11 protein-coding genes are annotated in these 13372 nt (G+C 45.7%); all 11 read left to right on the forward strand.

The annotated features are described in order from the left end of the window. The first annotated feature begins 7 nt into the window (after nt 1–7). The 11 genes from map to HW560_RS20350 all read left to right on the forward strand — a co-directional run bounded on the left by map (nt 8) and on the right by HW560_RS20350 (nt 13304). Entirely contained in the window at nt 8–748 is a 741-nt protein-coding gene (gene map, locus HW560_RS20300) for a type I methionyl aminopeptidase (protein ID WP_179264463.1), read from the forward strand. Between the two features lie 175 nt (nt 749–923). Continuing rightward, on the forward strand, nt 924–2123 hold the full coding sequence (locus tag HW560_RS20305; RefSeq protein WP_257031385.1) for a phosphoenolpyruvate hydrolase family protein: 1200 nt from the start codon (nt 924–926) through the stop codon (nt 2121–2123). A gap of 143 nt (nt 2124–2266) precedes the next feature. Next, the gene (locus HW560_RS20310) at nt 2267–3481 is read left to right on the forward strand and encodes a Tm-1-like ATP-binding domain-containing protein (protein WP_090899222.1); all 1215 of its coding nucleotides are present in this window, start codon (nt 2267–2269) and stop codon (nt 3479–3481) included. A 25-nt stretch (nt 3482–3506) separates the two neighbouring features. Further along, nucleotides 3507–4337 (forward strand): phosphoenolpyruvate hydrolase family protein, encoded by an 831-nt coding sequence (locus tag HW560_RS20315; protein ID WP_179264467.1) that lies wholly within the window; start codon nt 3507–3509, stop codon nt 4335–4337. 165 nt (nt 4338–4502) lie between these two features. Then, nucleotides 4503–6326, forward strand: a complete 1824-nt coding sequence (locus tag HW560_RS20320; protein ID WP_179264469.1) for a cache domain-containing sensor histidine kinase — start codon at nt 4503–4505, stop codon at nt 6324–6326. Further along, on the forward strand, nt 6304–7071 hold the full coding sequence (locus HW560_RS20325; protein WP_179264471.1) for a response regulator transcription factor: 768 nt from the start codon (nt 6304–6306) through the stop codon (nt 7069–7071). The genes HW560_RS20320 and HW560_RS20325 overlap by 23 nt, the downstream gene beginning before the upstream one ends. Nucleotides 7072–7164: 93 nt before the next feature. After that, the gene (locus HW560_RS20330; protein ID WP_179264473.1) at nt 7165–8472 is read left to right on the forward strand and encodes an ABC transporter substrate-binding protein; all 1308 of its coding nucleotides are present in this window, start codon (nt 7165–7167) and stop codon (nt 8470–8472) included. Between the two features lie 114 nt (nt 8473–8586). Further along, nucleotides 8587–9471: a carbohydrate ABC transporter permease gene (locus tag HW560_RS20335; protein WP_076289323.1), complete on the forward strand. Its 885-nt coding sequence runs from the start codon at nt 8587–8589 to the stop codon at nt 9469–9471. A 14-nt stretch (nt 9472–9485) separates the two neighbouring features. After that, nucleotides 9486–10313: a carbohydrate ABC transporter permease gene (locus HW560_RS20340; protein ID WP_064637560.1), complete on the forward strand. Its 828-nt coding sequence runs from the start codon at nt 9486–9488 to the stop codon at nt 10311–10313. Between the two features lie 19 nt (nt 10314–10332). Further along, nucleotides 10333–12591, forward strand: coding sequence for an FAD-dependent oxidoreductase (locus HW560_RS20345; protein ID WP_179264475.1), 2259 nt, complete (start codon nt 10333–10335; stop codon nt 12589–12591). A 146-nt stretch (nt 12592–12737) separates the two neighbouring features. Further along, the gene (locus HW560_RS20350) at nt 12738–13304 is read left to right on the forward strand and encodes a helix-turn-helix domain-containing protein (RefSeq protein WP_090899203.1); all 567 of its coding nucleotides are present in this window, start codon (nt 12738–12740) and stop codon (nt 13302–13304) included. The last annotated feature ends 68 nt before the right edge of the window (nt 13305–13372 follow it).

The following is a 13372-nucleotide window of genomic DNA, read 5'->3' on the forward strand; positions in this document are numbered from 1 at the left end:
GAAAACAATGATTGCAAAAACAGAAGAAGACTTTAATGGTTTGAAGGAAATTGGCAGAATTGTTGCCTTTATTAGAGATGAATTGGTACAAAGAACAGTTCCTGGCATAACGACGAAGGAACTTGATGATATAGCTGGAGAGCTTTTTGAGAAAGAAGGCGCAGTCTCAGCTCCAAAAAGTGCATATAATTTCCCTGGCTTTACTTGCATTAGTGTTAATGAAGAAGTGGCACATGGTATTCCGGGGCAGCGGGTTATTCAAGAAGGAGATCTAGTCAATATAGATGTCTCTGGCTCGAAGAATGGCTATTTCGCTGATACAGGAATCTCGTTTGTAGTAGGCGAAGGAGACGAAGTATTAACGAAAATATGCGATGTTGCTAAACTGGCATTTGAAGCAGGTCTTAAGAAAGCAAAACCTGGATCCAAAAAAAGCGGCATCGGAAAAGCGGTATTCTTAACAGCAAAACAGCATGGATTAACCGTTATTAAAAATCTTACAGGACATGGTGTTGGACGTAACATACACGAAGCACCTGACCATATTTATAATTATAACGATACATCGGATGATGAGTTATTAAAAGAAGGCATGGTTATTGCATTCGAACCATTTATCTCAACTTTAGAAGAACAGGTGTATCAAAAAGAAGACGAATGGACCTTTGCTACAGAAAAAAGCTATGTAGCTCAAATCGAACATACGATTATCCTTACTAAAAATGGTCCAATCATTGTCACACAATAATGAATCAAAAGCATGTTCTAAGGTCGATTCCCCAACTGGGAAATCGGCTTTTTTTGATGCCCTGTAACAAAACGATTCGAGGTAGGAGGGAATGAGCTATATGGAATGATGTACAATAATAATATCGAGGAACAAAAACTACAATTGTTAAATTGTGATGAGGAGCGGATGGAGTTTGAACAGAACAGTCATACTGGAGCGTCTTCAATCACAGATCTGCGAGGGAAATCACATCATCGGTGTCTCAACAGGCACGGGGATTACAGCCAAGTATGCAGCTCAGAGTGGAGCGGATTTTATATTAATGCTGAACTCCGGCAAGTTTCGCCAGATGGGCAGGAGCTCTCTAGCCGGCTTTTTGCCGTTTTGCAACAGTAATGATATGGTGATGGATTTTGCGTCAAGAGAAATTGTGCCGCTGGTGAGGCATTCTCCCGTACTCTTTGGACTGAATGCGAATGATCCAACCATAGAAATAGCTGATTATATAGAGGAAATCAAGAGGAGAGGGTTTTCGGGAGTCAACAACTATCCTACGGTCGGCTTGATCGACGGATTATTCAGAGAGGCTCTGGAGGAAGACGGAATTCGTTATGACATCGAGGTTGAGGCCATACGCCTGGCCCATCGACAGGATTTGTTTACGGTGGCGTTCGTATTTGATGAGCTTCAGGCGGCCCAGATGATTGAAGCGGGGGCAGATGTAATCTGTGCTCATCTCGGCCTGACCGAAGGCGGGTTATTGGGTGCACGGAAGGTTGTATCCTTGGAGGCCGCCAAATCAAAGGCACTGCGTATTTTTGATACCTGCAATCAGCTTAAGCCGGATTTGATCAAGATGATTTATGGCGGTCCGGTAAAGACGCCGGTCGATGTCCAGTACATGTATAGCGACAACACAGACATTATGGGCTATATTGGCGGGTCTGCTTTTGAACGAATTCCTTCTGAGAAGTCGATTACGGTAATTACTCGCGATTTTAAACGCCTGGGTAAACTGGATGAGGACGATTTTATGGTCAAAATGCTGAAAGGCATCACTCACCATTATGATTACGTTGAGTTTGTCAAAGAGTATGTCGCGCAAAACTACAACAGTGAAATTGTTTTTTCGGATCTGGCCAAGGTTGCTCATGTTTCCCGCAGCTACTTGAGTAGTTTGTTTAAAAAGGAGGTTGGCTGCAGCTTTCAGACCTATCTGGTGAGCTTCCGCATCAATAAAGCCGTCACGCTTCTTCATGCGCCGCAGTTTCAATTATCCGAAGTGGCCGGGATGGTTGGGTATCCCAATTACGCACAATTCAGCAAAATGTTTAAAAAGCTTAAGGGCTGCTCCCCCAAAAAGTACAGATCTAACCTAAGCACAAAAACATAGAACATAAAAGCGTTTTCATAAATAAACAGGACCAGTATGATGAAGTTATAACGATCGTACTGGTTTTTCTGTTAGCCAAAAAAATCAGCGTGCTACCTGCGATCGAGCTTGGTTTCTAAAGAGTCATACGAGGAGGCCGTGGAATGAAAACCGTCGCAATCATTGGAACGTTTGATACAAAGGGTGACGAATACCTTTACATCAAGAGCATTGCAGAGGAGCTTGGGTTGGGGACATTGATGATTCATACAGGTGTATTTGAATCGTCCTTTGTTCCGGATGTGTCCAATCAGGAAGTCGCCCACGCCGCAGGCATGGTCATAGAAGAACTTGCGGCAAAGAAGGATCGGGCTTTGGCTACAGAGGTTTTGTCCATAGGATTGAAGAAGCTGGTGCCACAGTTGTACAAACAAGGTAAATTTGACGGAGTCATTTCCTTTGGTGGGACTGGTGGGACCTCACTGGTCACACCTGCCATGAGAGCTCTGCCGATTGGTGTCCCTAAGGTGATGGTATCCACCGTTGCTTCTGGAAACACAGCTCCATACGTAGGCACGAGTGATATTGTCATGATTCCGTCTGTGGTGGATGTAGCAGGATTGAACTCCATTTCTACAAAAATATTTACAAATGCATTATTTGCGATGGCGGGCATGCTCAAGTTTGAGCATACGCATAAACCGGATAAAAAGCCGCTGGTTGCAGCTACGATGTTTGGGGTGACAACACCATGTGTGACAGCGGCAAGAAAATATTTGGAGGAGCGGGGCTACGAGGTGCTTGTGTTCCACGCCACGGGCATCGGAGGGCAGTCGATGGAGGCGTTGATTGAAGCAGGCTTTATTGAAGGGGTATTGGACTTGACGACGACGGAGTGGGCAGATGAAATCATCGGCGGTGTCTTAACTGCGGGGCCGAATCGCTTGGAGGCTGCAGGCCACAATCGCATTCCGCAGGTAGTCTCGGTAGGCGCTTTGGATATGTGCAATTTTGGGCCGAGCGATACGGTGCCTGAGAAATTCAAGGATCATACCTTCTATCAGCATAATCCGACGGTAACTCTGATGAGAACCACGGTGGAAGAGAATGAGCAGATCGGCAGGAAGCTTGCGGAGAAGCTGAACATGGCAAAGGAACGCACCGTGCTAATGCTGCCCCTTAGAGGCGTATCCGCAATTGATGTGGAGGGGGAGCCTTTCTACGGACCGGAGGAGGACCGGATGTTGTTTGATACCCTGCGCCAGCATGTCGATCGCACAATTGTTGAAGTGATTGAAATGGATTGCGCCATCAACGATCCAGCCTTTGCAGAGGCCGCAGCACAAAAGCTGATCGCTCTCATGACATCAAATTCCTAATCAATCCAATAAGGAGGATAACGAAATGAATAAGCTGAACAGATCAGAAATTATGGACAAATTTAGGGAAGAGGTAAAGCAGGGTAAAATTCTACTAGGTGTCGGGGCAGGAACAGGCATTACGGCGAAGAGCAGTGAAGCGGGCGGAGCAGATATGTTGATCGTATACAATTCCGGCCGGTATAGAATGGCGGGCCGCGGATCGCTGGCGGGCTTGCTCTCCTATGGAGATGCCAATCAAATCGTCGTTGAGATGGGTGCCGAGGTGCTGCCCGTCGTCAAACATACGCCTGTTCTGGCAGGGGTGTGCGGCACCGACCCTTTCCGAATAATGGAGGTATACCTGAAGCAGCTGAAGGAGCAGGGCTTCAGCGGAGTTCAAAACTTCCCAACCGTTGGTTTGATTGATGGGGTGTTCAGACAAAACCTGGAGGAAACCGGTATGGGGTACGATCTGGAGGTTGAAATGATCCGTATCGCCCATGAATTGGATTTGCTGACTACGCCGTATGTTTTTGATCCTGCTCAGGCAAAGGCCATGGCGGAGGCGGGGGCTGACATTTTGGTAGCACACATGGGGTTGACGACCAAGGGCTCCATTGGTGCAAAAACAGCACTGACCCTGGACGACTGTGTGCAACGAATTGAGGCTATTATTGAAGCAGGACGGGCTGTGAACCCGGAAATCATGATTATTTGCCACGGTGGACCCATTGCAGAGCCGGAGGATGCGGCTTATGTCATTGAGAGAACGAAGGGCATTGATGGATTCTTCGGCGCATCCAGCATTGAGCGTTTTGCGGCAGAGAAAGGTATTACACAGCAGACGGAGTCCTTCAAATCAATTCGGAAATAGTATTCAACCTAACGACAGTCAATTATTTGGCTGTCGTTTTTTTATCCATAGGGGAAGAGGAGACTCCCAACTCATCATAATAGCGCTTACAAATTACTGTTGCGATTAGCCCTAATGTTCAGTAAATTGGGAGGTATACACCGATGGGAGGGCTGAACAACAATCATGTTGACCAGATGGCTGCGACGAATTACGCCAGGTACGTTTAAACACCGAATACTATTTTCGTTTCTGTTATTCCTCCTGACGCCTATAGCCATATTGGTTCTCTACAACTTCCGAGAAACGGAAGTTATGCTCCAGCGGGATGCTTCGGACATTAACGTCAAGCAACTCGAAGGCATCAAAGCCGATCTTATTGATTTGATGAGTCTTGTGATGAAGACTGGGATGCTGCTGGATCAGGATTCTGTTCTCCGCGAAGTGATGCAGAAGCCGGAATTATATGATGCCATCCATCGAAAGCGAATTGTGGAAAATAAATTTGCTAGTATTGAAAACAGTTTTTTCCTTACGGGAGCTACCGTATTTTATACATTGATCGATTTAAAAGGAAACGCTTACACTTCGTATACACCGCAGAATTCTTTGAATTATGCCCGCATCAGTTCCGAGCCCTGGGTACAGGAGCTGAAGAGGACTGACGGACAACGGTACGTATGGAAATCCAATGATTTGACGACCGGCATTCGTGAGAGAAAAGGAAATCGGATGCTGAGCCTTTACGAAGTCCTACGTGACGACGGACTGAAACCATTCGCTTATGGACGTTTTAGTATTGATTATGAAGCATGGTTTCAGGAAAAAACGGAGGAAAATACATTCGGCAGCGATAGGGAAGGAGCCTATTTTCTAATGGATGGATATGGGAATATTATGCTTCAGTCCAAGTCGGGGGACAACGTACCCTCTACCGTGTCATCTGCTATTACAGCAGCAAGTCATAGCCAGGGACAGGATACCTCCTCCCAATCCATTGTGAACGATCATATGATGTATACCTATAGCAAGATTCAAGAGCTTGACGGTTATCTTGTGAAAAAGATTCCCCTATCCTTGTTATTCGAAGAAGTGAACAAACAGAAGCTGAGGTTCTATACCGTATATGGGGCCATCCTGCTGCTGTTTGTGCTGCTGACTTATTTCATTTCTTCAACCGTTACCGGTCCTTTAAAGCACCTTCAACGAAAGATGGAGACAACCGTAAAATTGAATTTGAAGACAAAGCTGCCGGAACAAGGCAGAGGTGAATTGCTGGCGCTAACCCGAAGCTTCAATTTCATGATCGCAGACATCAATAATCTGTTGGAACAGTTAAAGCTTGAGGAGCGGCAAAAGCAGTTTGTCCGATTTCAGGTGTTGCTTGGTCAGATGAATCCTCATTTTCTGCTGAATACGCTGAATACAATCAAGAGCATAGCACTGGATAAGGATGAAGATGAGATTTACGAGATTTGTGTATCGCTAGGAAAAATATTAGAAACTACGCTGAATCTGGAGGTTGATCTTATTCTTCTGAAGGAGGAGATTGTGCTAATTGAATCCTATATGGATATTCAACGGAAACGGTTTGGACATGGCATCGAGCTCCATTATGAAGTTTCCAGGGATCTGGAGTATGCACTGATTCCGAAATTTTGTCTGCAGCCGCTGGTAGAAAATTCGTTGATTCACGGGTTTGGACAATCACAGCTTGAGGGGCGGATCGACATTCGTGCATCAATCCAACATTCGCTGCTTATTTTGGAGGTTGCAGATAATGGCATTGGAATGAAAAAATCCCAGGCGAATCAGTCCTACCGGAAACGAAAAAGCATTGGTGTACAAAACCTTCGCGAGAGCTTGGAGCTTATGTTTAAGAACCAGCCAACAGGACTTCGGATAGAGTCGACGGACGAAGGAACGCAGGTCATCATGCATTTCCCATTATTGTTATCCAAACCATATTTGAAGGAGGGGAGCACCATTGTGGCGCACATTGATCGTTGAAGATGAACAATACGCAAGAGCAAGCTTGCGCAAATTGTTTACAAAGGCGAATATCCCGTTTGAAATTATCGGTGAGGCGGTAAATGGCGAGGAAGGTTTGCAGTTGATTCGGGAACTGCAGCCCGATGTTGTCATTTCCGACATTTTCATGCCGCTAATGGATGGCATCCGTTTACTCCAGCTCACGAGAAAGGAAGGACATGAATGCAGATTCGTTATGTTGACGGCAGTAAGTGAATTCGAGTATGCCAGACAAGCATTGGAATACGGGGCTTCAGGTTATTTGATGAAACTTTCTCTGGATTTGAAGGAACTGAAGCAAACCATGGACAAAGTAGCCGGAGAGCTGACGAGAATGGATAAGCTTCGCCTGGCAGATAAATGGTTCCCGGATAAGACTGTCCAAGAACCAACAAATCATCGAGAGCTGAACCGAATGATTACTTACATTGAGGAGCATTTCGCCGAGGATGTGACATTAAAGAGATTGGCTGAATATGTTCGCATGGATGCCAGTTACATTAGTGACTTATTCAAGAAGAAGATGGGGATCACGATGACGCATTTTATTCAGAACCGCCGCGTTCAAGCAGCGAAAATGCTGCTGACAGAGACGGAGAAAACGGTGAGTGAAATTGGCAGGTTGGTAGGCTTCGAGAACGACAATTATTTCATTAAAATATTCAAGCGGTGGTGCGGGTTGACTCCAAATGAATACCGGAAAGAACAAAAAAACGTTCTATGAATATCCAAACACCGTTCATACCCCCAATGTCAGGCTGGTGATAAAGTTAAAGACGTAGCAAGCAGCTTATCAACTTGATAAGGGGGACTGTAAATGAAATATAGAAATTGGTTAAAGGCAGCTTTGATTACGACTTTGACAGCTTCGATGCTCAGCGCATGCGGAGGGGCTAACAACGAAGGAGCGAGTGCGGGATCGGCGAATCAAAATGCTGGTGAGACCATTAATCTCACACTTTGGGGAGCTGTTCCTGCCGAGGCAGGACCTCAAGAAGTGATTGACAGCTGGAACAAAGAAAATCCTGACATTCAGGTCGAGTACTTCCGTTATGTAAATGATGACCCCGGCAACCTGAAGCTGGATACGGCGCTCATGACGGGTCAGGACGCAGACTTGTTCGTCAACTACGCGATTAACCGTTTACAGAAACGTGTTGATGCAGGAGTCGCTTTGGATCTGAGCAGCAGAACTGATTACAACATCGACGAGCAAATGGGGGTAGACGCCGCTCAATGGAAAATCGGGGATAAGTATTATGGCATTCCGACAAAGAAAAACATGTTATTCATCTGGCTTAACAAAAGCATGCTGGATGAAGCCGGTCTTCCGATTCCTCCCGTTGATTGGACATGGGATGACTTGAGGGAATATTCGAAAGCGCTAACAAAATCAAATGTGTACGGTCTTATGCAGCATGATGCTGCCTTTACCGCTGCAATTGACGGTACCATTGCGGGCCTTGGCGTAACCACGCCGGAAGGAACATCTAACTTCAATAATGATCTTTGGAAAAAGCAGCTTCAAATCGTGCATGACATGATGTTTGTAGACAATTCGACACCCGAATATGGTGAACAAGTAACCAGCAAAATGCCGGTAGATACAATGTTCCTCAAAGGGGAGGCAGCGATGTTAGCCGCAGGAGAATTTATTTTCCGCAACGCCAATAACCTGAAGGAATTTCCGCATGACTTCAAAATCGCATTCGCTACAATTCCGAAAGTATCTGCCGATCAAAAGGACTATAAATATGCTGGCGGTTTAGGTGACATGCTCTCCGTTAATGCAAAATCCAAGCATCAGGATGCGGCATGGAAATTCGCAAAGTGGTATGCGGACGGCGGAATGTTGCCGATGGCGAGCGGAGGACGTCTTCCATCCTCGAAGAGCGTCGATAACAAGCAGGCGATGGACCTGCTGCTCAAGGGTGTTGAAGACAAATACGATACAGAGTCGATGAATAGCGTTGTGTTCGGAGAGTTCCCATCATTCCAGCTAAATGTACCGCAGCAAGCGCTGGATGCCCGCAAGGAAGAATACGAGAAATACTTCCTGAATGAGCAGGATATCGATACAACGCTTAAGAATATGGCCAAACGCCATCAGGAATATATCAAATAATCAAATAATCGAATATTGACAATATCCCTAAGAGAGAAGAAGGATTCTTCGCTTCCGTCTTCTCTCTTTGCTGTATTTAAAAAGTTCCATACGAGAAGAAAGGCGGCGTTTTCTGTGAAAAGGAACAGCTGGATTCGGAAACAAGGCTGGGTGGGCTACGTATTTATTTTGCCTAATATGCTCGGTATCCTCGCATTTTTTATTCTGCCAGCCTTGTACTCCTTCTTTATGATGTTCACGGACTATCAATTCGCCAATCCGAATTGGACGTTCACCGGGTTAGATAATATCAAACGCCTTTTTGGTGATGATCAGTTCTATGCTTCAATTAAATATACAATCATATTCCTGATGTCCGTTCCGGTCTCATTGGCAATTGCATTTCTCGTTGCTCTTGTGCTTAACCGGAGCGTGTATTTGAAAGGATTGCTTAGAGGCATGTTCTTCCTGCCATATATCTCTAGCGGTGTTGCCGTTGCTTTTGTATGGATGCTGCTGTTCCAGCCGTCCCAGGGGCCGATTAATGAAGTGCTTCGCTTTATCGGCATTGTATCGCCTCCCGGCTGGTTCGCTGATTCGAGTTCGGCGATGTATGCCATTGACGTCGTGCAGATATGGTTTATGTTAGGCTACAACATGATTATCTATCTGGCAGCCCTGCAGGAGATTTCGACCGAGCAACTTGAAGCCGCACGTATCGACGGTGCAGGGAAAGCGACTATTACATGGAGGATTGTATGGCCGCTTGTTAGTCCAACGACATTTATGCTACTGATTACGGGGCTGATTATGACGGTCAAATCCTTCTCTCTCATCCAAGCGATTACGGGCGGCGGCCCAAGCGGAAGCACCACGATTCTGTCGCTGTTCGTCTACAAAACGGCATTTAGCTATTATGAGATGGGCTATGCATCAACCATTTCCTGGTTCCTGTTTGCAGTTATTCTTGTCATTACCATAATCCAATGGGTCGGCCAAAAACGCTGGGTCCATTACTAGAGAGGAGCTGGCCTATGTTTAGAACAACGAAGACACGCTCGGTTAAGCTTTCTGTCACGATCCTCATGTTAATTGCAGGGTTGTTTATGATTGTTCCTTTTCTATGGATGCTCAGTACTTCCTTCCAGACCCCGAGTGAAGTATTCCGTCAATGGCTTCCTTCGAAGCTCGACTGGACCAGCCATAAGCGAATCTGGACGGGGAACTATAATTTTCTCCCTTATTATTTGAACTCCATTAAGATTGCTGTGATTGGTACAGCTGGTGCTGTTTTTTTGTCGGCCTTTGCTGCTTATGGCTTCGCCCGTACGGAATTTAAAGGACGTAATACTCTCTTCATCGTGTATCTATCCATGATGATGATTCCTCCTCAAGTCGTTTTTGTTCCGAAGTTTATCCTGTTTAACTGGCTTCATATTTATAACACACATTGGGCATTAATTCTGCCAGCCATGTTCTCGATATTTGGTGTATTTATGCTCCGTCAATTCTTTCTCAGTATTCCGAACGAGATTACAGAATCTGCATTACTCGATGGTGCGGGTCATTTTCGGATTTTCTTCAAGCTGGTGTTACCGTTAGCCAAACCAGCGCTTGCAACGTTTGCGATTATCGATTTTTCCTGGCAGTGGAATGATTATGAGAATGCTCTGGTTTTCCTGCAGAGTCCAAAGCTTTATACAATTCCGCTTGGTTTACAAAATTTCGTTCTGGAAAACAACGTTGACTATAACGGCATGATGGCAGCTTCTTCCGCAGCGATTATCCCTATGATTTTAATCTTTCTGCTTGGTCAGAAATATATTATTCAAGGCGTATCCAGTTCAGCTGTAAAAGGCTAATTCAAAGGAGGCTTATATAATGAGACGCGAAAAACTATTATTCGATGTTACGGTCATTGGCGGAGGACTTTCCGGGATTTGTGCCGCTATTGCAGCGGCAAGATTAGGTCAAAAGGTTGCACTTGTGCATAATCGTCCTGTACTTGGCGGCAATTCCAGCTCCGAGGTACGTGTATGGGTATGCGGTGCAACGGGGCATGGCGTGAATCGTTATGCACGGGAGACCGGCATTATGGGTGAATTATTCATTCAGAATCAACAACGGAATCCGGAAGGCAACCCTTATTTGTGGGACGTTACTTTGCTGGAGGCAGTAAGAGCCGAACCTAATCTCACTTTGTTTATGAATACAGATGTTAGAGAAGTAGAAGCAGACGGTGAGAAGGATGCAAGGATAATTCGTAGCGTGAAAGGCTGGATGATGGGCTCCGAGCGTGAGATTACGTTTGAAAGTGAGATGTTCCTTGACTGTACAGGTGACGGACTCGTCGGATTTCTCGCTGGAGCAGCATACCGGATTGGCCGTGAAGCCCGTCATGAGTTCGGGGAAGAATGGGCACCGGAAGTTGCTGATGATATTACGCTTGGCAGCACACTGCTGTTCTATACGAAAGATACCGGAAAACCGGTACGGTTTGTAGCCCCATCGTTTGCTAAAGACATTACGACAACCCCCATTCCGCTAAAGCGTGTGATCCGCAGTGGAGATTCGGGCTGTCATTACTGGTGGATTGAATGGGGCGGAGAGCTGGATACGGTACATGAGAATGAGCAGATTCGGGATGAGTTATGGTCTGTTATTTATGGCGTTTGGGATTATATTAAGAACTCCGGCAAGTTTCAGGCCGAGGAGATGACGTTGGAATGGGTGGGCTCGATTCCAGGCAAACGCGAATACCGCCGCTTCCTTGGTGATACGATTCTGACGCAAAATGATGTTATCTCTCAACGCCCATTCGACGACCGCGTCGCCTTTGGCGGTTGGTCCATCGACCTGCATCCCCCACAAGGGATGTATGCAAGCGAGAGCGGCTCCAAGCATCTGCATGCAGATGGCATTTATCATATTCCGTTTGGGAGCCTGTATTCCCGCAATGTCAGCAATCTGCTGTTTGCGGGACGTAATATCAGTGCATCGCATGTTGCATTCGGAACAACCCGCGTCATGGCAACTTGTGCGGTAATGGGAGAAGCCGCAGGTGTAGGCGCTGCCTTGTCGGTAATTAAAGGTATCACGCCTCGTGAGCTGCGTGAGCAGCATTTAACCGAATTGCAGCAAACGATGTTGCGGACCGATGCCTCAATTATAGGACTGAGAAATATGGATTCCGCTGACATTGCGAGAAAGGGGACCATCACGGCTTCAAGCACGATGACCCGAATTTCGATCAACGAACCTTCGGAGGAGTACCGGCTGGTCGCTGACGTTGGATGGCTGTTCCCGACCGAGGGTGGAATTGAAGGATTTAGGCTGTTGGTCTCTGCCCGAGAAGCGACAAGTTTGACTATTGAACTGTGGGACACAGGTCGCCATGAGAATTATGTACCGGCAAACTTCAAGCAAGCTTTGGACATCCAAGTCGATGTAGGTGAGGAGCAATGGTTGGATGTGCCTGCAGACAGTGCAATGATTGGAGGCGATCCTTGCAATGTATTTGTCATTGTTCGGGCGAATGAAGCAGTTAGTCTCTACACATCAGCTGTCCCGATAAGTGGTGTCCTCGCCTTTGAGAGAGGGGTCAAACCAATAGTCAGCTCCGATCTGGAGGATCATCAGCCAAATCAGCCAATTATCGAATGGTCGATGAAGCGCCTTGTCCGAAAGCCATTTTGTTTTGCAGTTGAGACTGGCGCGTATTCACCTGATAAAGTCATCAACGGCTATGTTCGTCCGTTTGGCGGTCCACAGCTGTGGGTATCAGAACCCATCGCTAATGGCCGTGAAGAATGGGTTGAAGTCAACCTTCCAGAACCAGTGGATATTCGGGAAATTCACCTTACTTTTAATGACGATGTTAATGAGGATTTGATCAATTTGCATCATCATGAAACACCGTTTCTGACCATTCCGGAGTTGGTTAAGAGCTATGAGGTGCAGGCTTATATTAATGGGCAATGGGAACGTATTGCTGGTGATAACCATAACCTTACTCGCAAAAAGATTCATCGTCTTGAGAATCCGATACTATCCAAACGGATTAGGGTCATCATCAAGGAAACGCACGGGGGCGATCGGGCAGAAGTGTACGAAATTCGACTATATGTTTCTCATAGATGACGGCCCCCGTTTTCCGCAGGTAGCATCCATAAATTGATGGTTGGCCGATATCTCGCCTTCTTCTCCTGAATTCTCATCGTATGGAAAAGAATCTTGATAAACGATATACTAGCTTATAATTGCTTTTTTGTTGAGGTGAATATCAAATGGAAGAAGTCGATGAATCCAAACAACTTGTATTACAAATTGGTGCTGCCTTAAAAAGGTACAGAAAAGAAAACAACATGAGCTTAGATGACTTAGCGGAATTGACAGGCGTGAGCAAACTTACTTTGGGAAATATCGAACGTGGAGAGACAAATCCAACTTTGGCGATGATCTGGAAAATTTCCAAAGGCATATCTTTACCACTCTTGGCTTTGTTCAAATCAGAAGAGCCTGTAAGTTTGTATCGAGCCGGCGAAGGACTGCGTTTTTCTAATGAACAAAAAAATTGGGTTATTGAGCCCGTCTTTAAAAATGCTAGCAGCGATATTGAAATGTGTCGGGCTTACATACAGCCCAATAGCTCCTATCACCCTGAAGGACATCATGTGAATACAACTGAAATTGCGACCGTAATGACGGGATCTATTGAAATTCAAGTCAATGAAGAGATTCACACATTGAATCAATACGATACGATTAGTTTCCGTGCTGATTCTCCACACTCTTATACCAATCATACCAATAGTGAAACCGTGCTGCATATAGCCTTGAAGTATGGTTTCTAAAAGTAGCATATTTTCGCTTATGAAAACAACTCCGAATTCCATCACCGGAATTCAGAGTTGTTTTTGTT

The organism is Paenibacillus sp. E222, from assembly GCF_013401555.1.
Classification (GTDB): Bacteria; Bacillota; Bacilli; order Paenibacillales; family Paenibacillaceae; genus Paenibacillus.

Excerpts from the sequence above, each read along its gene's own strand:
- HW560_RS20310 (WP_090899222.1), top strand. The coding sequence starts at position 2,267 with ATGAAAACCGTCGCAATCATTGGAACGTTTGATACAAAGGGTGACGAA.
- HW560_RS20340 (WP_064637560.1), top strand. The coding sequence starts at position 9,486 with ATGTTTAGAACAACGAAGACACGCTCGGTTAAGCTTTCTGTCACGATC.
- HW560_RS20320 (WP_179264469.1), top strand. The coding sequence starts at position 4,503 with ATGTTGACCAGATGGCTGCGACGAATTACGCCAGGTACGTTTAAACAC.
- HW560_RS20350 (WP_090899203.1), top strand. The coding sequence starts at position 12,738 with ATGGAAGAAGTCGATGAATCCAAACAACTTGTATTACAAATTGGTGCT.
- HW560_RS20330 (WP_179264473.1), top strand. The coding sequence starts at position 7,165 with ATGAAATATAGAAATTGGTTAAAGGCAGCTTTGATTACGACTTTGACA.
- HW560_RS20315 (WP_179264467.1), top strand. The coding sequence starts at position 3,507 with ATGAATAAGCTGAACAGATCAGAAATTATGGACAAATTTAGGGAAGAG.
- map (WP_179264463.1), top strand. The coding sequence starts at position 8 with ATGATTGCAAAAACAGAAGAAGACTTTAATGGTTTGAAGGAAATTGGC.
- HW560_RS20345 (WP_179264475.1), top strand. The coding sequence starts at position 10,333 with ATGAGACGCGAAAAACTATTATTCGATGTTACGGTCATTGGCGGAGGA.